This window comes from Hansschlegelia sp., from assembly GCF_035538955.1.
Classification (GTDB): Bacteria; Pseudomonadota; Alphaproteobacteria; order Rhizobiales; family Methylopilaceae; genus Methylopila.
Genome location: NZ_DATLJK010000016.1, coordinates 138146 through 157963, shown reverse-complemented (window position 1 = coordinate 157963; position 19818 = coordinate 138146). Strand labels below are relative to the sequence as shown.

The window sequence follows — 19818 nt, the reverse complement described above, 5'->3', positions numbered from 1 at the left end:
CCGATCCAGCGCTTGCATGGGATGCGTATGACCGTCGGGGGACGGCGCAGGAAAGGCATCCCCATTGACCACCGCGTACCTCAACCGCATCGCCACGGCGACGCCGCCGAATGACGTGCACGAGGCCTTTGTCGCTTTCGCCGAGCGCCAGCTAACCGACCCTCGGGTCAACCGCATGTTCCGCCGGATGGCGGAGCGCAGCCAGATCGAGCATCGCTGGTCCTCGCTCGCGCCCAGTCACAACGGCGCGCCCGGGATGATCGATCGCGACGGCTTCTACAGGTCCGGCCGCTTCCCCTCGACGGGCGAGCGCATGCGCCGATACGAGACCGTCGCGCCCGATCTGGCGGCGCAGGCATTTGAACGGCTTGATCTCGGCGACGAGGCGGGTCGGTTGACCCACTTGATCACCGTCTCCTGCACCGGCCTGTCCGCGCCTGGCGTCGACTTCGACCTGATCGCCCGCTTCGGCCTCGATCCCTCCATCGAGCGCACCACGGTCGGCTTCATGGGCTGCTACGCCGCGATCAACGGCCTGAAGCTCGCGCGCCACATCGTGCGGTCCGAGCCGCAGTCGCGCGTCGCGGTGGTCTGCCTCGAGCTCTGCACGCTGCACCTCAACGAGAGCTCCAGCCTGGAGCAGCTGCTCTGCTTCCTGGTGTTCGGCGACGGCTGCGCCGCCGCGATCGTGAGCGCCGATCCGGTCGGCGTGTCGATCGACGGCTTCCATGCCGCGATGGCGCCCGGCACGGCGGACGAGATGCGGTGGAACATCGGCGACCTCGGCTTCGACATGTTCCTGTCTGGCCAGGTGCCGATCGAGCTCGGGCGGACCCTCCGGCTCGGCGCGGAGACGATCCTGGCGGGCCGCGCCATCGAAGACGTCGGCCTGTGGGCGGTGCATCCCGGCGGACGCTCGGTGCTCGACGCCGTCCAGGCGGGGCTCCAGCTCAGGCCCGAGGCGCTGGCGGCCTCCCGCGAGGTCCTGCGCGCCCACGGCAACATGTCGTCGGCCACGATCCTGTTCGTGCTCGCCGATCTGATGCGCGACGCGGCGCCGGGCCAGAGCGGCTGCGCGATGGCGTTCGGCCCGGGCCTCGTCGCCGAGACCATGACGTTCCGGACAGCCGCGCAGTGACCGCCTTCAGCGCCGTCGCGCGCTCCGACGCGCGCGAGCTCATGGACGAGGATTCCTCTGATTTCGAGACGTTCCGCGGCTGTCTGGTCGACCTCGCCCGGATCAACCGGCTGTCGCTCGGTTACCGGCCGACCGTCGCCTTCCTCGACCGGCTGCGGCGTGAGCGGCGGCTTCCCCAGGGACGTCCGCTCAGGATTCTCGATGTCGGCTGCGGCTATGGCGACACGCTGCGGGCGGTCGACGCCTGGGCGAGGCGGGTCGGCGCGCCCGTCGCTCTGCTGGGCATCGACCGCAACCCCTGGGCGGAGCGCGCGGCGCGGGCTGCGACTGAGCCGGCCGCGCCGATCGCCTTCCGGACCGTCGACCTGTTCGACTTCCGCCCGGACGGTCCGATCGACGTCGTGCTGAGCGCGCTCTTCGCCCACCACCTGGATGATCGGGAGCTGACGCGTTTCCTGCGCTGGCAGGAGAAGGTCGCCGGCGTCGGCTGGCATCTCAACGACCTGCGACGCAGCCGCCTTGCCTTCCACGGGTTTCGAGCGGCCTCGGCGGCGCTGCGGATGCATCGCTTCGTCCGACATGACGGCCCGGTGTCGTTCGCGCGCGCTTTCGTCAAGGACGACTGGCGGCGCGCGCTCGGCGCCGCAGGCGTGCCGGAGGGCGCAGCCAGGATCGCGCGTCAGGCGCCGTTCCGTCTCTGCGTCTCACGCGTCAAACCATGAGCGGCGAGTCGCATGACACGCTGATCGTCGGCGGTGGGCCGGCGGGGTCGGCGCTCGCCGCGGAGCTTGCCGGCGCCGGGCGCGACGTCGTGCTGGTGGAGCGCGAGCGCGGGCCGCATCACAAGGTCTGCGGCGAGTTCCTGAGCGCGCCGGCGCTCGCGATGCTGGCCCGCCTCGGCGTCGACGTGGCGGCGCTCGGCGCGGTCCCGGTCCACCGGATCGGCGTCTCCCGCGGCCGGTGGCGGATGGAGCGGCCATTGCCCTTCCGGGCGATGAGCCTGTCCCGGCGGGCGCTCGACGAGGCGCTGCTCGGGCGCGCCGAGGCGGCGGGCGCGCGAGTCCTGCGCGGAACGCCGGTGCGGGAGCTGACGCTCGTCGACGGCTGCTGGCGAGCCCGCCTCTCCGAACGCTCGATCCTCGCGCGGCGCGCCGTGCTGGCGACCGGCAAGCACGAGCTTCGCGGCCACGCCCGGCCGCCGGGCCGGCAGGACGACCTGATCGGCTTCAAGATGCACTACCGGCTGGCTGCGGCGGCGCAGGGACAACTCGACGGCCGGGTCGAGATCGCGCTGTTTCCCGGCGGATACGCCGGTCTCGAACCGATCGAAGACGGTCGCGCCAATCTTTGCCTCGTGCTGACGCGCGACGCGTTCTTGCAGGCCGGCGGAAACTGGGATGCGACCTTCGGTCTGGTTCGCGCGTCGTCTTCTGTCTTCGGTTCGTCGCTCGACGGCGCCGAGCCGCTGTTCGACCGCCCGCTCGCCATCTCCCGCATTCCGTATGGCCTGGTGCGCCGTTCCACCGAGGGCCTTTGGCTCGTCGGCGATCAGGCGGCGGTCATCCCGTCCCTTGCCGGCGAAGGCATGTCGTTCGCCCTGCACGGCGCGCGCGCCGCCGCGCGTTGCATGCTGGCGGACGGCGCCGCGGCCGAGTTCCAGGCGTCGCTGGCGGCGGACGTTTCCCGGCAGATCGGGCTCGCGACCGCTATCTCGCGCCTGGTCGTGCGCCCTTGGGCGCAGCGGCTCGCGCCGCTGTTCGCGCCCGCGCTCGTGACGCAGATCGCCGGGGCGACCCGCCTGAGGCTCGGACGGCCTCAGACCGGCCCGAGAAACATCCGGTACGCCGCGTTCCCGGACTCATCCTCATAGGGGTAGCCGAGGCTCGCGATCTTCTCCTCGAAGCGCGGCCGGTCGGCGTCGGGAACCTGAAGCCCAACCAGCACCCGTCCATAATCCGCGCCATGGTTGCGGTAGTGGAACAGGGTGATGCTCCAGTCCGAGCCCACCGCCTCGAGAAACCTCAGGAGCGCGCCGGGCCGCTCGGGGAATTCGAACCGGAGCACGATCTCGTCCGAGATGCCCTGCCGACGGCCGCCGACCATGTAGCGGATGTGCAGCTTGGCGATCTCGTCGGCGCTGATGTCCAGCACCGAATAGCCAGCGGCTTCCATGCCGGCGATCAGCCCCGGCTTCTCGCGAACCGCGTCCGTGAGCTTGAGCCCCACGAACACATGGGCCTCCGAGCCGGAGGCGTAGCGGTAATTGAACTCGGTGATGGTTCGGCCGCCGATCATCTCGATGAAGCGGCGGTAGCTGCCGCGCTTCTCGGGGATCGTGACGGCGAGCAGCATCTCGCGCGCCTCGCCGACCTCGGCGCGCTCGGCGACGTGCCGAAGGCGGTCGAAATTCATGTTCGCGCCGCTGTTGATCGCGACCAGCGCGCCGCGCGCCGGGCGGCCGCGCGCCGCGTAAGCCTTCAGGCCGGCGAGCGACAGCGCGCCCGCGGGCTCGGCCAAAACGCGCGTGTCTTCGAAAATGTCCTTCACCGCGGCGCACATCTCGTCGGTGTCGGCGGTCAGCACGCCGTCCAGCAGTTCGCGGCAGATCCGGAACGTCTCCTCGCCAGCCTGGCGGACCGCGACGCCGTCGGCGAACAGCCCGACGCGCGGCAGCACGACGCGCCGGTCAGCCTCGAGCGCCGCCTTCATGGAGGCCGCGTCGGCGGGCTCGACGCCGATGACCTTCACGTGCGGCCTGAGATATTTGACGTAGGAGGCGACGCCCGCCGCCAGCCCGCCGCCGCCGATCGGCACGAACAGCGCCTCGATCGGCCCCGGATGGTCCTGCAGGATCTCGACCCCGATCGTGCCCTGGCCGGCGATCACATGCGGATCGTCATAAGGGTGGATGAAGGTCATGCCGCGCTCTGCGCCCAGCATGTGGGCGAACGCATAGGCGTCGTCGAACGTGTCGCCGTGCAGCAGAACCTCGCCGCCGAGGTGCCGCACGGAGTCGATCTTGATGAGCGGCGTCGTCACCGGCATCACGATCAGCGCTTCGACGCCCAGCCGCTGCGCGGACAGCGCCACCCCTTGGGCGTGATTGCCCGCGGAGGCGCACACCACCCCGGCGCGGCGCTCCTCGTCCGACAGCCGCGCGATCCGGTTGTAGGCCCCCCGGATCTTGAACGAGAACACCGGCTGCATGTCCTCGCGCTTCAGCAGGACGTCCCGGCCGAGCCGGGCGCTGAGGCGGGTCATGCGGTCGAGCGGGGTGTGCGCCGCGACGTCGTAGACGCGGGCGTCCAGGATTTCGCGAACGTAATCCATCCGGCTGCTCCCTGGGGCCGGCCGGCGCGCCCCTGCGGAAATCCGACCGTGATCCGCGCCAAACCTGTGGCCGGACAAGGGCTCTAGGCGAGGAGGAGGAGCTTGCGCAAGCAAGCTGTCCGGCTCAGTCGGCGGCGGCCCGCGCAGCCGCAAGCGGAGTTCCGCGCTGGGTCACCACCAGCGCCACCCCCGACAGCACCAGCACCAGCGCTGCGACCGCCTTCGGGGTGATCGGCTCGCCGAGGATCGGCGCTGCGGCCAGAACGCCGATCAGCGGCACGAGCAGCGACCCGGTGGCGGCCGTCGACGGCGAGAGCCGGCGGATGGCGGCGAACCAGGCGAGATAGCAGAGCCCCATCGGCACGGCGGTCATGTAGAGCCAGGACGCGACGCCGACAGCGCTGAGGCCGCCAAACCGCGGGTGCTCGAACGCCAGGCTGAGCGCGATCATCGGGGCGCTGCCGAGCGCGACCTGCCAGGCGGTGTTGGCGATCGGGGGCAGCGGGGCCGCGCCGCGTCCCGTCACGGTTCCCATGGCGAACAGCACGGCGCCAGCGAGCGCGATGGCGACGCCCGGCAGCTTCGCCGCGTCGAGCGCCGCGAGGCTGTCGCCGAACAAGATCAGCGTGCCGGCGAGGCACAGCACGAGCGCCGCCGCCGAACGCAGGCTCGGGCGGACGCCCAGCACCGGCCAGGCGAGCAGCACCGCCCAGACGGGCATGGTGTAGACCAGCAGCGCCGCCTCGCCGGCCTTGAGCCAGAGCAGCGCGAGCGTCGAAAAGCCCATGAAGGCGAAGACGTTGGTGAAAGCCGCCCAGGCGAGCCGGGCGCGCCCGCCGCGCGGTACCGCGAGCCGCTCGCCCTTCGCCATGGCGAGCGCGGCCAGAACCGCCGCGGCGGCGAGCCCCGCCGATCCGCGCGCGAACAAGGGCGGCCATTCCTGCAGCAGCAGCTTGACGATGGGCCAGTTGAGGCCCCAGCCGACGGTCGCGACCAGCAGGCACGCGACGCCCGCGCGGTCGATGCGCGCGGGCGTCAAGCCCGTCGGCGCGGCCTCAGCGGCCGGCGCTGCGGTAGCGCGCGATCCTGTCATGGAGACCTTCCGGCATGACCGAGCGGACGAGGTCGGCCATGTCGGCGTCGCGCGTGTCCGCGCCCGTGAGCGCCAGAAGGCGTTCCGCCGCCGAGGTCGGCAGGCCCTGATGCGACGCCGCGATCTTTTCGGCCGCGGCCTCGAGCTCCGAGCGCTCCACCAGATGGGTCAGCAGGCCGAGGCTCAAGGCCTCCTCGGCCCCGATCGTCCGGTTCTCGAGCAGGATCGCGCGCGCCGCGTCCTGGCCGACGACGCGCGCCAGATGGCGCGTGCCGAGCGCCACGCCGAAGCGGAAGCCCGGGAAGCGGAACTTGGCCTCGCGTGAGCCGATCCGGTAGGCGCAGGACGCCGCGAGATCGGCCCCTGCGCCGAACGCCGCGCCGCCGACCAGCGCGATGGTGACGACCGGCGCATAGCGCACGGCTTGCAGCAGGGTCTCGATCCGCACGAAGCGCAGCAGCAGGTCGCCCTGGCTCTGCTCTTCGATCCCGGTGAAGTCGAAGCCGCCGCAGAACGCCTTGCCCTCGCCCGTGAAGGCGACGGGCGCGCCGCCCTGGGCGGCCGCCTCGAACTCCGCAAGCAGCGCGTCGACAGTCGCGGCGTCGAGCGCGTTGGCCTTTTCGGGCCGGTCGATCGTCAGCGTGCGGAACGCGCCCGCGGCGGCGGAGCCGACCCTCACAGGGCCTTGGCGTAGCGGCGTTCCGTCCATTCGCTCATCACCTCGTCATTGTGCTCGCCGAGCCGCGGGGGCGTCCGCGTGATCTCGAACTCGTAGTCCGTCAGCGCGATCGGGAAACCGACCGTTTTGGCCTCCGCGCCGTTCGGCATGGTGACCGGCTGCACCCAGCCCATTTCATCGACATGCGGATCGGAAAGGATCTCGGCGAAGTCGTTGATCGGCGCGCAGGGCACGCCCCTGGCGTCGAAGTCCGCGAGCCATTCGGCGGCCGTTCGGGTCGCGAAGATCGGCCCGAGGATCTCGGCGAGCTCGTTCTGGTTCTGCGCCCGCAGCGACTGCGTGGTGAAGCGCGGATCGTCCGGCAGGTCGGGGCGGCCGACGATCGCGCAGGTGTCGCGCCACAGCTTGTCATTGCCGGCCGCGATGGTGAACGGCTTGTCGGAGGCCTGGAACCCCGCATAGGGCGCGTTGCGCGGATGCGCCGAGCCGAGCCGGCGCGGGGCGACGCCGGTGCCGAAATACTCGCTCGTCTGCAGCGCCGAGATGCCCAGCAGCGAGCCGAGGATCGAGCAGTCGACATGCGCGCCCTTGCCGGTGTCGCGCGCCCGCATCACGGCCGCGAGGATCACATAGCCGGCGTAGAGTCCGGTCGCGAAGTCGCCCACCGGCACGCCGCATTTGACCGGCGGCCGGCCTTCCTCCCCGGTCACGCTCATCAGGCCGCTCATCGCCTGGGCGGTGACGTCGAAGGCGCCTTTTTGCGAATAGGGGCCGCTCTGGCCGTAACCGGTGATCGAGCAGTAGACCAGACGCGGATTGCGCGCCTTGAGCTGGTCGTAGCCGAGCCCCGCCCGCTTCAGGGCGCCGGGGCGGAAATTCTCGATGAAGACGTCGGCGTTCTCGACCAGGGCATAGAGCTTGGCGAGATCGTCCTTGTTCTTGATGTCGAGCGCGATCGACCGCTTGTTGCGGTTGAGCGAAGTGAAATTGCCGCTGAACTCGCCCTCGCCTTCATGGCCGGCGTGCAGCGGCGGCCAGCCGCGCATGCCGTCGCCGCCATCCGGACGCTCGACCTTCACCACGTCGGCGCCGAGATCGGCGAGCAGCATGCCGGTGAACGGACCCGCCGCGATCTGCGCGAATTCGAGCACCCGCAGCCCCTCGAGAGGTCTTACGGACGCTGCGCCGTTCATGCTCATGCCACCAGCCTTTCGCCTTCCAGCGCCGCATAGGCGCCGCGATGATAGAGCAGCGGTTCGCCGCCATGCACATGCACCTTGGCGACCTCGCCAATGATGATGGTGTGATCGCCGCCCTGGCAGATCTCCGAGAGGCTGCATTCCGCCGCCGCGAGCACGCCGTCAAGCAGCGGGCTGCCGAATTCGCCGATCGTGTAGCTGACCGTCTCGAACTTGTTCGGCTGCTTGGAGGCGAAGATCCGGGAAATCTCCGTCTGCTCGCGGGCCAGGAAGTGCAGCCCGAAATGGCCGCTCGCGAGCAGCGCGCCGAGCGTGTTCGACTTGTGGTCGAGGCAGATCAGGAACAGCGGCGGATCGAGCGAAAGCGACGTCACCGCGTTGATGGTGACGCCGCAGAGCTCGCCCTCGGGGCTCTGCGTGGTGACCACCGCGACGCCGGTCGCGAAATGGCCGGCGAAGGCGCGCAGTTCATTCGTGGTGATCTGAGCGGAGACGCACATTTGGGATGAACCTCCCGGAAACGGCACTGCGGAACGTGGGGTGTGAAGGCGCGTCAGGCGGCGGCGGCGAGCGGACCGTCGAGCCGCAGGCCGGCCTGCCGCATGAGGGGCAGCACGCGCTCGCCGAAGAACTTCAGGTCCGGCAGGAAGTCGTAGAAATTGACCTGAACGCCGTCGATCCCGGCGGCCTTGAGGCGCTTGAAGCCGTCGACGACCTGTTCGGGCGTGCCGACGATGTGGACGTTGCCGCCGATCGTCCACTGCTCCTTCGTGGCCGCCTTCCAGGACGCCTGATCGCCGCCCGCGAAGGTCTGGTAGAAGTTCTGCGCCGCTACCGGATCCGCGTTCTCGAGGATCGCATTGTACTGCGCCCAGGCCTCGGCTTCCGTCTCGCGGCAGATGACGTGCGGGTTGATCAGCGTGCGGACGTCGCGGCCGATCTCCTGCGCCGCCGTCTTGATCTTGGCGACATGCGCCGGCAGCGCCTCGCAGGCCTTGTCCAGATTGGCGCCGGCCGGGCTCGTCACGAAGATCAGATCGGAATGCTTGACCGCGTAGGCGAGGCCCGCGCCCGAGGACGAGGCGTTCACCAGCAGGCATTTGCCGCCGGCCGGCTTCGGCGCGATGAAGGCGTCCTTCATCTTCCAGAAGCGGCCGTCGATCGTGAGGTTCTCGTCCTCGGACCAGAGCCGCTCCATCATGGTCACGAACTCGTCCGCCATCACGTAGCGGTGGTCGTGCTCGATCGGCTCGAGCCCGAACATCTCGAACTCGCTCTTCTTGTAGCCGGTGACCATGTTGAGGCCCCAGCGGCCGCCGCTCATCTCCGAGATGGTGGCGCCGAACTTGGCGAGGTGCAGCGGGTGCCAGCCGTAGAGGATGTGCACAGTCGAGACGAGCAGAATGCGCTTGGTCAGCGCCGCGAGCCCCGCCGTCACGAGCAGCGGGTCGGTCGCCTTCTCGCGGAACTTCATCTCGCCGCCATAGCCGCCCTTCCCCATCCACTGGGCAAGGCCGAACACCAGGTCGAAGCCCAGCCGCTCCGCCTCGAGGGTGCAGCGGGCGTTGTAGTCGAAGGTCCAGGAGGTCTCGCGCGGCGCGCGGGACGGGCTCCAGGCGCCCGACTGGATCGGCAGGAACAGGCCGAGCATCAGCGGATTGCGCTTGGCGGCCTCGAGCGGCGACAGGGCGGCGTCGTCGCCTCCGTGGATTCGATCGAGCATGGTGCGCTCTCCCATCTGTTTAGCCCGGAGTTGCTCCCCGGCGCCGATCTGTCTGACGCCGTCGGCAAGGCGCGCCGGCTCGTCTGATCAGCATGGTAGGCTTCGTCTTTTTCGATTGAAAACGATTGTTTTCGATTAGGTTTCTTCGATTAATTCGATACGCGACCACGCTGTCGCTGACGCCGCACGGCCGGCGAGTCGCCTCGCCGGCCGCCGTTTCGTAGCCTCCGTGGGCGAACGGAGGCTACGAGGTCGCCGTGACGGGCGTGCGCGTCACCGGCGCGGCCGTCGTCGCCGCGTCTCCGCGGGCCCATCCCTCATTGGTGGCGTAGTCGGTCTTCGAGCGATCCTTGAGGCACAAGGCCGAGACCAGGCTGATCGCCGCGATCACCGCCAGGTAGGCGCTGATGGCCGTCGAGGTGCCGTAGGTGTGCAGCAGATAGGCGCAGATCAGCGGCGCCGGGCCGCCGGACGTCAGCGACGCGAGGTGGTAGCCGATCGAGGAGCCCGAATAGCGCACGTTCGGCGGGAAGCTCTCCGTCGTGAAGGCGGCGAGCGGCGCCCACTGCATGTCGTGGATCGGGATCGAGATCACGATCGCGAGGACGACGAGCGCCGGGATCTTGGTGTCCAGCATCCAGAAATATGGGAACGCGAAGGCCAGCATCGTGGCCGCCCCGATCACGTACATCCGCTTGCGGCCGATCTTGTCGGACGCCCAGCCGAAGAACGGGTTGGCGAACAAAGAGAACACGCAGGCGACGAGCACGCAGTTGAACAGGAACTGCTTTTCGAAACCCAGGTTCTTTGTGCCGTAGGACAACAGGAAGGTCGTGAAGATCACGAACGGGGCCTGCTGGCCGGTGCGGATCAGGCAGGTGAGCAGGATCTGCTTCCAGTAGCCGCGGACCGCTTCCATCACGGGCGCGCGCGACAGCTTCTTTTCGTCCTGCAGCCGCTTGAAGACCGGCGTCTCCAGCACGCCGAGGCGGATGTAGAGCCCGACGCCGATCAGCAGCGCGCTGATCAGGAACGGAATGCGCCAACCGATGGCCTCGAACCAGGCGGCGTCGCCGAACTGCGCGGTGAGGGTGAGCGCGCCCACCGCCATCAGCATGCCCAGAGGCGAGCCGAACTGCGGCCAGCTGGCCGCCAGGCCGCGGCTCTTGTTGAACTTCGACCACTCGGTCGCGACCGCGACCGCGCCGCCCCATTCGCCGCCGACGCCGATGCCCTGCAGGACGCGCAGGACCACGAGGCCGACCGCGCCCCAGACGCCGATCGATTCGTAAGTCGGCAGAAGGCCGATGAAGACAGTGCTCACGCCCATCAGCAGCAGCGTCACCACCAGGGTCGTCTTGCGGCCGATGCGGTCGCCATAATGGCCGAAGATCAGCGCGCCGAGCGGGCGCGCCACGAAGCCGACGAACATGGTCGAGAACGACAGCAGCGTCGCCGCATACGGATCGCTGGACGGGAAATACAGCTTGCCGAACACAAGCGCCGCGGCCAGTCCGTAGAGATAGAAGTCGTACCACTCGATCATCGTGCCGACGGTCGAGGCGATTACGGCGCGCCGGGCGTGGCGCGCGGTGTCGGCGTCGCTCAACGCCGACGTCCCCTGATGAGACGCCATCCAGTCCTCCTCACGTCCCTCCCCGGGACTATGGTGTCCACGTCGCCGAAGCCTGGATCTCCTGCGTCCCCGCTGTTCCGGATGACGCATCCCGACCCGGCGCCCGGTTTCCCCCGAGGGAATGATCCGGCGCCGGAGACGGCTGGAGCCCTGACGGGCGTTCTTTTTTGTTTGAGATCGCGAGGTCGGACCTCCCGATCTGCACAAACCTTATGGTCCGAAAAATCCGATTGAAACCGATAGTTTCCGATCGATAGACTTCGGGATATTCGATGGTCGAGCGGCCTATCCATGAATTTCCGCCAGCTTCAGACGTTTCTGGAAATCGTCCGGCTGGGCAGCTTCGCGGCCGCCGCGGGCAAGCTCAACGCCACCCAGTCCACCGTCTCGGCCCGCATCCAGGAGCTCGAGCAGGACCTCAGCGTCCAGCTGTTCGATCGCAGCCAGCGTAAGGCGACGCTCACCGCCAAGGGCCGCGAGCTGGTGAGCTACGCCGAGCGCGCGCTCGCGCTGCAGGCCGAGATCCGCGAGCAGATCGGCGCCCGCGAGGCGCTTTCGGGTGTGGTGCGGGTCGGGGTCGCCGAACTGGTCGCGATGACCTGGCTGCCCGATCTCGCCGCGCGGCTGCACCGGCTCTACCCGCGGATCACGCTTGAGCTCGACATCTCGCTGACCGCGCCGCTGCGCCAGCGCCTGCAGGCCGGCGAGCTCGACGTCGCCCTGATCCCCGGTCGCTCCTTCGAGCCCGGCCTCGTCACGCGGCCTCTCGGGGCGGTCGGGTTCTGCTGGATGGCCGGGCGCAGTCTCGCGCTGCCGGACCGGCCGCTCGAAGCCTCCGACTTCAAGTCGCTGCGCATTCTCTCGCTCGGCGAGAACTCGGTGCATTTCGAGACCGTGTCGTCGTGGCTCGCCGCGAGCGGCTCGACCCAGCGCCCGGATCTCTGCAACAGCATGACCGTGCTCTCGATCCTGACCGCCGCTGGCGTCGGGATCAGTCTCCTGCCGCCGTCCTGCTACCGCAACGAACTCGCGGACGGCACGCTGCGCATCCTGCCAAGCCGCCCGCAGCCGCCGCTGATGCCGTTCGCCGCCGTCTACAAGACGCGGCGGCTCACGACCCTGCAGCAGCTGGTGGCCGAGACGGCGGTAGAAGTCAGCACCTTTGGCGACGACGCGACGGCCGAACTCTGACCGGGCGGTCCGGCGCGACCGGACGGCGGGGCGCGCCTCGCCTGCGGTCGTGCTATGGGCGAACCTCCGTCCTCCAGAGCGAACCGCCCCATGTCCTCCGCCGACGTCTCCTACGCGCCGCTGATTCCGGTCCCGGCGGAACGCCGCGTGTTCGCGGCGCGCGACGCCTTCGCGCTGTGGTTCTCGCTCGGGCTCGGTCTGCTCGTGCTGCAGGCCGGCTCGCTTCTGGTTCCGGCGCTCAGCCTTGGTCAGGCGCTCGCGGCCGTCGTCTGCGGCACCCTGGTCGGGGTGCTGCCGCTCGCGCTCGCCGGGATGATCGGCGCCGAGACCGGTCTTGCCGCCATGGCCACGCTGCGGCCGTCGCTCGGGCTGCGCGGCGCGGCGATCCCGGCAGTGCTGAACGTGATCCAGCTGGTCGGCTGGGGCGCCTTCGAGATCATCGTGATGGCCGACGCCGCCGACACCCTGACCAGGGGCCTGATCGGCGTCTCCTCGCCTGTCGTCTGGACCCTGCTGTTCGGTGGGCTGGCGACCGCGATCGCGGCCGGTGGGCCGGTGTCTTTCGTGCGCCGCTTCCTGCGCGAATGGGGTCTTTACCTGATCCTCGCCGCCTCGGCCTGGCTGACCTATGCGCTGCTCGCCCGGCAGGACCTCGCCGCGCTGTTCGCCCGCCCCGGACAGGGCGGCATGGGTTTCGGCGCGGCCGTCGATCTGGTCGCGGCGATGCCGCTCTCCTGGCTGCCGGTGATCGCGGATTACGGGCGCTTCCACCGCTCGGCGGAGGGCGCGTTCCGCGGCTCGGCGCTCGGCTACTTCGTCGGCAATGTCTGGTTTTACGGGCTCGGCGCCACCTATGCGCTGGTCTCCGGCGGCGAGGCCTCGATCGCGACCACGCTGGCGCTGGCCGGCGGCGGCTTCGCGCTGCTGCTGATCCTGCTCGACGAGACCGACAACGCCTTTGCGGCGGTGCATTCGGCTGCGGTCTCGACCGGCACGCTCACCCGCGTCCCCGTCCGGCGGCTCGCGCTCGGCTTCGGAGCGCTTTGCACGCTGATCGCCCTGTCGCTGCCGCTCACCGAATATGAGGGCTTCCTGCTGCTGATCGGCTCTGTGTTCGCGCCGCTGTTCGGCGTCGTGCTCGCCGACTATTTCGTCGCCCGCCGGCGCCGCATCGACGTCGCGGAGATCGACCGCCGCGGCGGCGCCTACTGGTTCGCCGGCGGGCTGCGGCCTGCGGGCCTCGTCGCCTGGCTCGCCGGCGTCGCGGTCTATCACGGCGTCGGGCATCTGCTGCCCGATCTCGGCGCCACGCTGCCCGCCATGGCGGCCTCCGCGGCGATCTTCCTGCTCGCGACGCGGATGCGGGGCTGAGCGCCCGGCGCCGCCGCGCTCAGTGGCGACGACCGGACGCCAGCTCGTCGCCATAGCGCCACTCCAGCGCCGACTTCACGCCGAGCGTCACCAGGCCAAGGCATGCGAGCAGCGACGCGACCGCGAAGGCGGCGATGAAATTGTAGTCGTTGTAGAGGATCTCGACCTGCAGCGGGACCGTGTTGGTGAGTCCGCGGAGATGGCCTGAGACCACCGAGACGGCGCCGAACTCGCCCATCGCACGGGCGTTGCAGAGCAGCACGCCGTAGAGCAGCGCCCAGCGCACACTGGGCAGCGTCACGCTCCAGAAGGTGCGCCAGCCCCCTGCGCCGAGCGACAGCGCCGCCTCCTCCTCGGCGACCCCCTGCTCCTGCATCAGCGGGATGAGTTCGCGCGCGACGAACGGGAAGGTGACGAAGATCGTCGCCAGCACGATCCCCGGCACGGCGAAGATGATCTGCACCCCGTAGGATTGCAGATAGGAGCCGAAATAGCCGTGCGCGCCGAACAGCAGCACGTAGCACATGCCGGAGACGACCGGGGACACCGAGAACGGCAGGTCGATCAGCGTGACCAGCAGGCTCTTGCCGCGGAAGTCGAACTTCGCCACCGCCCAGGAGGCCGCGAGGCCGAAGACGAGGTTCGCCGGAACCGCGATCGCGGCGACCAGGATCGTCAACTGGATCGCCGACCAGCTGTCCGGATCGTCGAACGCCGCCAGATAGGCCGCGACGCCGCCCCGGAACGCCTCGCGGAACACCGCGAAAAGCGGCAGCGCCAGGAAGAAGGCGAGAAAGCCGAGCGCGAGCGCGATCGCCGCCAGCCGGGCGGCGCGCGACTCCGTGGTGGGCGGCGGCGGCGCGGCCAGGACCGCGGTCTGTTCAGCGGCCATGGCCGAGCCTCCGCCGCGACCACGCCTCGATCAGGTTGACGAACAGCAGGATCGCGAATGACAGCGCGAGCATCGCGGTCGCTATTGCGGTCGCGCCCGCATAGTCGAATTCCTCGAGCCGCATCACGATCAGCAGCGGCGCGATCTCCGAGACATACGGGATGTTGCCGGCGATGAAGATCACCGAGCCGTACTCCCCGACCGCACGGGCGAAGGCGAGCGCGAAGCCGGTGAGCAGCGCGGGCCCGAGGATCGGCAGCACGACGCTCACGATCGTGCGGGCGCGGCCGGCCCCGAGCGTCGCGGCCGCCTCCTCGAGCGCATGGTCGAGATCTGCCAGCACCGGCTGCACGGTCCGCACCACGAAGGGCAGGCCGATGAACACCAGCGCGACGAAGACCCCGAGCTGCGTGTAGGCGATCCTGAACGGGACGAGCGAGCCGACCCAGCCGTTCGGCGCATAGATCGCTGACAGCGCGATGCCGGCGACGGCCGTCGGCAGCGCGAACGGCAGGTCGACCGCGGCGTCGACGAGCCGCCTTCCGGGGAACTCGTAACGCGTCAGCACCCAGGCGAGCAGCAGCCCGAACACGACGTTCAGCGCCGCGGCCGCGAGAGAGAGCCCGAAGCTGAGCTTCAGCGCCGCCAGCGTGCGCGGCTCGAGCGCGATCGCGAACAGCCGCGCCGGGCCGAGCGAGGCGGCCCACAGCACGACCGCCGCGAGCGGCAGCAGGATGACCAGCCCGAGATAGAGCCAGGTGAAGCCATAGGCGAGGCCGAAGCCCGGCAGCGCGCTCGGCGCCCGAAACGGCCGGCGCTTCCGCGCCGAAGCCGCGACGGGCGCCGTCGCGGCCTGCGACCGGAGCTCGCTGGAGGCGATCGCGCTCATGCTCCGGCCGCTGGTTTTCGCCGGCGGCAGGCGGAAACGCCAGGCGACGTCTGGACAAGGCGGGGCATGGCGGCGGCTCCGGTGTGCGCCCTGAAAGCCGCCACGGCACAGTCGGATTGTCAATACTCACTACATCGATTTTGTATTTTGTCGGCTTGGTCGCCTATCTGCGCCGGCCGCAACGGCATGAGCGGATTGCGCAATCGCGGGATGCCTTTCCGCGCCCGCGCCCCAGAACCCTCTGCAAAGCTGCGCCGGACCCGATCGGCGAGCGACCCTGCGGCAAGAGAAGGCGCATGACGGAACAAGCGGCGGCGGACGGCACGATGCGGGCGGCGGTGCTCACCGGCCCGGGTGAGATCAGGATCGAGCAGGTCCCCCTACCTACGCCCGGACCCGGTCAGGTGCGCATCCGGCTCGAAGGCTGCGGGGTCTGCGCCTCCAACCTGACGCCGTGGTCCGGCCCGGAGTGGATGAGCTTCCCGACCAAGCCTGGCGATCTCGGCCATGAGGGCTGGGGGGTGATCGACGCCGTCGGCGACGGCGTCGATGGTCTCGCGGTCGGCCAGCGGGTCGCCGCGCTCTCCTACCGCAGCTACGCCGAGTACGACCTCGCCGAGACTGAAGCGGTGCTGCGGCTCCCGGACGCGCTCGACGGGCAGCCGCTGCCGGGCGAGCCGCTCGGCTGCGCCATGAACATTTTTCGCCGCAGCGAGATCAGCGCGGGGCAGACCGTCGCCATCGTCGGCATCGGCTTCCTGGGCGCGATCCTGACCCGACTCGCGACCGACGCCGGCGCGCGCGTCATCGCGATCTCCCGCCGCCCGTTCTCGCTGGAGGTCGCCCGCCGCATGGGCGCGGCCGAGACCATCGTGATGGATGACCACAACGCGATCATCGAGCGCGTGAAGGCGCTCACCGACGGCGCGTTCTGCGACCGCGTTATCGAGGCGGTGGGGTATCAGTGGCCGCTCGACCTGGCGGCGGAGCTGACCCGCGAGCGCGGCCGGCTGATCGTCGCCGGCTACCACCAGGACGGACCGCGCCAGGTCAATATGTGGCTTTGGAACTGGCGCGGGCTCGACGTGATCAACGCCCATGAGCGCGACCCCAAGGTCTATATGGCGGGCATCCGCGACGCGGTGGACGCGCTCGCCTCAGGCCGGCTCGACCCGCGCGAGCTCTACACGCACAGCTTCCCGCTGGAGCGGCTGGACGAGGCGCTGAACGCCACCCGGGATCGCCCGGACGGGTTCCTCAAGGCTCTGGTGACCTTCGCATGACGCTCGCTTCGCTGGACCGGCCGACGGGCGGCGCCGTGCAAAAGCCGCGCGTGGGATTCCTCGGCGTCGGCTGGATCGGGCTCGACCGGATGAAGGCGATCGTGGGCGCCGGCGCGGCCGAGGTCGCGGCGATCTGCGACCCATCGCCCGAGATGGCCGCCAAGGCGGCCGAACTTGCGCCCGGCGCGGCCCTGGCGGCCGATTTCGACGCGCTGCTCGATCAGGGCCTCGACGGCGTGGTGATCGCGACGCCGAGCTCATTGCACGCCGCCCAATCGATCCGGGCGCTGGAGCGCGGGGCTGCCGTGTTCTGCCAGAAGCCGCTCGGCCGGACCGCCGACGAGGTCCGGGCCGTCGTGGACGCGGCCCGGGCGGCTGATCGCCTGCTCGGCGTCGACCTCTCCTACCGCTTCACCCACGGCATGCAGCGCATCCGGGAACTCGTGCAGGCCGGCGAGCTCGGCCGCGTCTTCGCCGTCGACCTGGTGTTCCACAACGCCTACGGGCCGGACAAGCCGTGGTTCTACGACCAGGCGCAATCGGGCGGCGGCTGCGTGATGGATCTCGGGGTGCACCTCGTCGATCTCGCGCTGTGGACCCTCGGCTTTCCGGCGGCGACGGACATCTCGGCGCGGCTGTTCGCCGGCGGGGAGCGGCTTAGCGCGCATCCGGACCGGGTGGAGGATTTCGCGGAGGCCACCGTCGAGCTCGAGTCCGGCGCGGTGGTGCGGCTCGCCTGTTCGTGGCGGCTCAACGCCGGCCAGGACGCGGTGATCTCCGCGGCCTTCTATGGGACGCAGGGAGGCGCCACGATCCGCAATGTCGACGGCTCGTTCTACGACTTCGTCACCGAGCGCTATCGGGGCACCTCCCGGGAGCCGGTCCACCCGCTCGAGAACGACTGGGGCGGCAAGGCGGCGGCCGACTGGGCGCGACGGCTCGCCGCCGGCGAAGGCTTCTCGCCCGAGATCGCGCGCATGGCCGACGCTGCGGAAATCCTCGACCGGATCTACGGCCGTTAGGCCCCGGCCGGGGGCGTCCCGCCGGAGCGCACCAGCGTGATCGGCGGGGCGCCTTCGTCGCCCGGAAACCGCCAGACGGCGAGGAAGCGCAGCACCTCGTCCGCCGGCATCGGCGCGGCGAACAGATAACCCTGCGCCTTGCTGCAGCCCTGCCGCTGCAGGGTTTCGAGTTGCGCGAGGGTTTCCACTCCCTCGGCCGTCACGCTCATGCCGAGGCGGCCGCCGAGCGCCAGGACGGTCTGAACGATGACCTCCGATTCCACCGAACGATGCATGTCGCGCACGAAGGACTGGTCGATCTTGATGAGATCGAACGGGAAGCTGCGCAGATAACTCAGCGAGGCGTAGCCGGTGCCGAAATCGTCGAGCGCGACGCCGATCCCAAGGTCACGCAGGTTGCGCAACGTCATGCCCGCATGGGTCTGCTCGAGCTGAACCGACTCGGTGATCTCCAGGATCAGCCGGCGCGGCGGCAGGTCGGCCGCGTGCAGGGCCGCGTAGGTCTGGGCGAAGACGTCCTGCGTCCGCAACTGCACAGGCGAAAGATTGACCGAGACCTTAACGCTTTCCGGCCAGGTCGCGGCGTGCCGGCAGGCCTCCTCCAGCACCCAATTGCCGAGCCGGCCGATCATTCCGCTCTCCTCGGCGAGCGGAATGAATTCGGAGGGCGGCACGAAGCCGCGGCGCTCGTCCTTCCACCGCAGCAGGGCCTCGAAGCCGACCACCTTGCGGGTCTGAAGGCTGATGATCGGCTGGAAGAACACCGAGAGCCGCTGCTCTTCGACGGCTCGTCTCAGGTCGCTCAGCAGCGACAGGCGCTGCTTGCGCTCGGCGCCGATGTCGTCGGTGTAGGCTCGGATCGCCGTCCGCCCGGCTTCTTTGGCGCGCGACAGCGCCAGGTCGGCATGCGCCAGCAGCTCGGCCGCGCTGTCCGCGTCGCGGCCCGCGATCGCCGTCCCGATGCTGCAGGAGATGCGGATTTCGCCGTCGATCAGCCTTATCTGCCGCGAGAGACGGTCAAGCACGTTCTCGGCGAGCGCCGGAACCTCCAGCCCGTTGCCCTGGTCCGGGTGGATGATCGCAAATTCGTCGCCGCCCAGTCGGGCGAGGAAATCCGCCGGCCCGATCGCGTTCTGGAGGCGCCCCGCGACCGCCCGAAGCGTCTGGTCGCCGGCGGCATGGCCGAGCGCGTCATTGATCTCGCGGAAATGGTCGAGGTCGATGAGCAGGAGCGCGAATTCCTGCTGCGTCTCCCTGCGGGAGGCGAGCAACAGGTCGAGGCGCTCGCGGAAATAGGTCCGGTTGGGCAGCCCCGTGAGCACGTCATGGCGGGCCGCCGCCTGCTCGGCCACGAAGGCCTTGTCGCTGGCGCGGAGCTGCCTGACGCCGAGCAGGCCGGCAGCCGCGATCGTCAGGTTGAGCAGGAGCGCGAGCGCGCCGATGACGCCGGCTTCCCGTCGCCAGCCGGCGAGCGCCGCGTCGCGCGAGACGCTGGCGATGACCGAGAGCGGATATCCGGCGACCGGCGTCGCCGCGGTGATGACCTCGCGTTGCTCCTCGTCGTCGTCCGGCGAGAGGATCGTCGAAGGCTCGAGCCTGCGCGCCTCCTCCTTGCTCGCCAAGCGGGGCGACCGGCGCACCAGCGTGACCCCGTCGTCACGCACCAGATCGATCGCGCTGCGTCCCGGCATAGCGATCGCCGCGAAATTCTGCTCCAGCCTCTCGACCAGGATCATGCCAAGGACGAGCCCGATCAGACTGCCGTCCGAAGCTGAGAGCCGTCTGGCGTAATAGATCGTGCGGGCGCCGTTGCCCCTGCTGCGCACCGGGGCGCTCCAGTAGACCGCCGGCGCTCCAGGCGTCGAGAGCGCGCGAAAGTAGTCGCGGTCCGTGACGGTGACTTCAGGGGCCGGCCATCCGCGAGACGAGCTCAGAAGGCGCCCGTGATTGTCGATGATGGCCATCGCATCGAGCATGCCGAGCGACTGGGTGAGGCCGACGAGGCGATCATGGGTCTCGCGCGTGGACCCGATGCGCCGCAGGTCGTCGGGCGAGCGAACCTGTTCGATCTCGAGCCGCTCGATCAGCCGGTTCTGAACGACGTCTATGCCCTGAAAGATCTGTTCGCTCTGGGAGGCGAGCAGCGTGGAGACATTGCGCAGTCCATCTTGGGCGTTGGCCAGGACCTCCTCGTGCCGCCACGCCAGCAACGCGACGGCCGCCAGGGTCACGCTCGCAGCCATCAGGGCGCCAAGAGCGATGATCAGCTTGGAGCGGCCGCCTGAGCCTGTGTGGGTCGCGCGCATATACCTCCTGCAAGGACAACCGCATCTGAAACAATCGGTTCAAGACGCCGTCACACGGAATGCGAC

At 69.7% G+C, this 19818-nt stretch carries 17 protein-coding genes; 7 read left to right on the top strand and 10 right to left on the bottom strand.

All coding sequences use genetic code 11. From position 1 onward, the window contains the following. Nucleotides 1-64: 64 nt before the first annotated feature. The 3 genes from VM780_RS15910 to VM780_RS15900 are packed head-to-tail and all read left to right on the top strand — an operon-like array spanning nt 65 to nt 3008. Entirely contained in the window at nt 65-1138 is a 1074-nt protein-coding gene (locus VM780_RS15910) for a type III polyketide synthase (RefSeq protein ID WP_325449100.1), read from the top strand. Further along, nucleotides 1135-1860 carry a methyltransferase domain-containing protein gene (locus VM780_RS15905; protein WP_325449098.1) on the top strand — a complete coding sequence of 242 codons (726 nt, stop codon included), beginning with the start codon at nt 1135-1137 and terminating at the stop codon, nt 1858-1860. The genes VM780_RS15910 and VM780_RS15905 overlap by 4 nt, the downstream gene beginning before the upstream one ends. After that, on the top strand, nt 1857-3008 hold the full coding sequence (locus VM780_RS15900; protein WP_325449096.1) for an NAD(P)/FAD-dependent oxidoreductase: 1152 nt from the start codon (nt 1857-1859) through the stop codon (nt 3006-3008). Before VM780_RS15905 ends, VM780_RS15900 begins: the two co-directional genes overlap by 4 nt. Here the strand turns inward: VM780_RS15900 and ilvA are convergent. The 7 genes from ilvA to VM780_RS15865 form a co-directional block, all read right to left on the bottom strand. After that, nucleotides 2954-4468: a threonine ammonia-lyase, biosynthetic gene (gene ilvA / locus VM780_RS15895; RefSeq protein ID WP_325449094.1), complete on the bottom strand. Its 1515-nt coding sequence runs from the start codon at nt 4466-4468 to the stop codon at nt 2954-2956. The genes VM780_RS15900 and ilvA overlap by 55 nt on opposite strands. Before the next feature lie 124 nt (nt 4469-4592). Next, a complete protein-coding gene (locus VM780_RS15890) occupies nt 4593-5561 on the bottom strand; it encodes a DMT family transporter (RefSeq protein ID WP_325449092.1) in 969 nt (322 codons plus the stop codon). Next, nucleotides 5524-6270, bottom strand: a complete 747-nt coding sequence (locus tag VM780_RS15885) for an enoyl-CoA hydratase/isomerase family protein (protein WP_325449090.1) — start codon at nt 6268-6270, stop codon at nt 5524-5526. The genes VM780_RS15890 and VM780_RS15885 overlap by 38 nt, the downstream gene beginning before the upstream one ends. Continuing rightward, entirely contained in the window at nt 6237-7439 is a 1203-nt protein-coding gene (locus VM780_RS15880; protein ID WP_325449088.1) for a CoA transferase, read from the bottom strand. The genes VM780_RS15885 and VM780_RS15880 overlap by 34 nt, the downstream gene beginning before the upstream one ends. Continuing rightward, the gene (locus tag VM780_RS15875) at nt 7436-7939 is read right to left on the bottom strand and encodes a flavin reductase family protein (protein WP_325449087.1); all 504 of its coding nucleotides are present in this window, start codon (nt 7937-7939) and stop codon (nt 7436-7438) included. Before VM780_RS15875 ends, VM780_RS15880 begins: the two co-directional genes overlap by 4 nt. A gap of 53 nt (nt 7940-7992) precedes the next feature. Beyond that, on the bottom strand, nt 7993-9162 hold the full coding sequence (locus tag VM780_RS15870) for an LLM class flavin-dependent oxidoreductase (RefSeq protein WP_325449085.1): 1170 nt from the start codon (nt 9160-9162) through the stop codon (nt 7993-7995). A 244-nt stretch (nt 9163-9406) separates the two neighbouring features. Beyond that, nucleotides 9407-10798, bottom strand: coding sequence for an MFS transporter (locus VM780_RS15865; protein ID WP_325449083.1), 1392 nt, complete (start codon nt 10796-10798; stop codon nt 9407-9409). 291 nt (nt 10799-11089) lie between these two features. On the opposite strand from VM780_RS15865, the gene VM780_RS15860 reads away from it, so the two are divergent. After that, complete coding sequence (locus VM780_RS15860; protein ID WP_325449081.1) at nt 11090-11989, top strand: LysR family transcriptional regulator; 900 nt, start codon at nt 11090-11092, stop codon at nt 11987-11989. Between the two features lie 90 nt (nt 11990-12079). After that, nucleotides 12080-13360, top strand: a complete 1281-nt coding sequence (gene cytX / locus VM780_RS15855) for a putative hydroxymethylpyrimidine transporter CytX (RefSeq protein ID WP_325449079.1) — start codon at nt 12080-12082, stop codon at nt 13358-13360. Nucleotides 13361-13379: 19 nt separating this feature from the next. On the opposite strand, the gene cysW is transcribed toward cytX, so the two are convergent. Beyond that, nucleotides 13380-14252 carry a sulfate ABC transporter permease subunit CysW gene (cysW, locus tag VM780_RS15850; protein WP_325449078.1) on the bottom strand — a complete coding sequence of 291 codons (873 nt, stop codon included), beginning with the start codon at nt 14250-14252 and terminating at the stop codon, nt 13380-13382. Beyond that, the gene (gene cysT, locus VM780_RS15845) at nt 14242-15141 is read right to left on the bottom strand and encodes a sulfate ABC transporter permease subunit CysT (protein WP_325449076.1); all 900 of its coding nucleotides are present in this window, start codon (nt 15139-15141) and stop codon (nt 14242-14244) included. Before cysT ends, cysW begins: the two co-directional genes overlap by 11 nt. A 296-nt stretch (nt 15142-15437) precedes the next feature. Here cysT and VM780_RS15840 point away from each other — a divergent pair, with 296 nt between their 5' ends. Both VM780_RS15840 and VM780_RS15835 read left to right on the top strand, forming a co-directional pair. After that, the gene (locus VM780_RS15840) at nt 15438-16424 is read left to right on the top strand and encodes an MDR/zinc-dependent alcohol dehydrogenase-like family protein (protein WP_325449074.1); all 987 of its coding nucleotides are present in this window, start codon (nt 15438-15440) and stop codon (nt 16422-16424) included. Continuing rightward, complete coding sequence (locus VM780_RS15835; RefSeq protein WP_325449072.1) at nt 16421-17446, top strand: Gfo/Idh/MocA family oxidoreductase; 1026 nt, start codon at nt 16421-16423, stop codon at nt 17444-17446. The genes VM780_RS15840 and VM780_RS15835 overlap by 4 nt, the downstream gene beginning before the upstream one ends. Here VM780_RS15835 and VM780_RS15830 read toward each other — a convergent pair. Next, on the bottom strand, nt 17443-19752 hold the full coding sequence (locus tag VM780_RS15830) for a putative bifunctional diguanylate cyclase/phosphodiesterase (RefSeq protein WP_325449070.1): 2310 nt from the start codon (nt 19750-19752) through the stop codon (nt 17443-17445). The genes VM780_RS15835 and VM780_RS15830 overlap by 4 nt on opposite strands. Between the last annotated feature and the right edge of the window lie 66 nt (nt 19753-19818).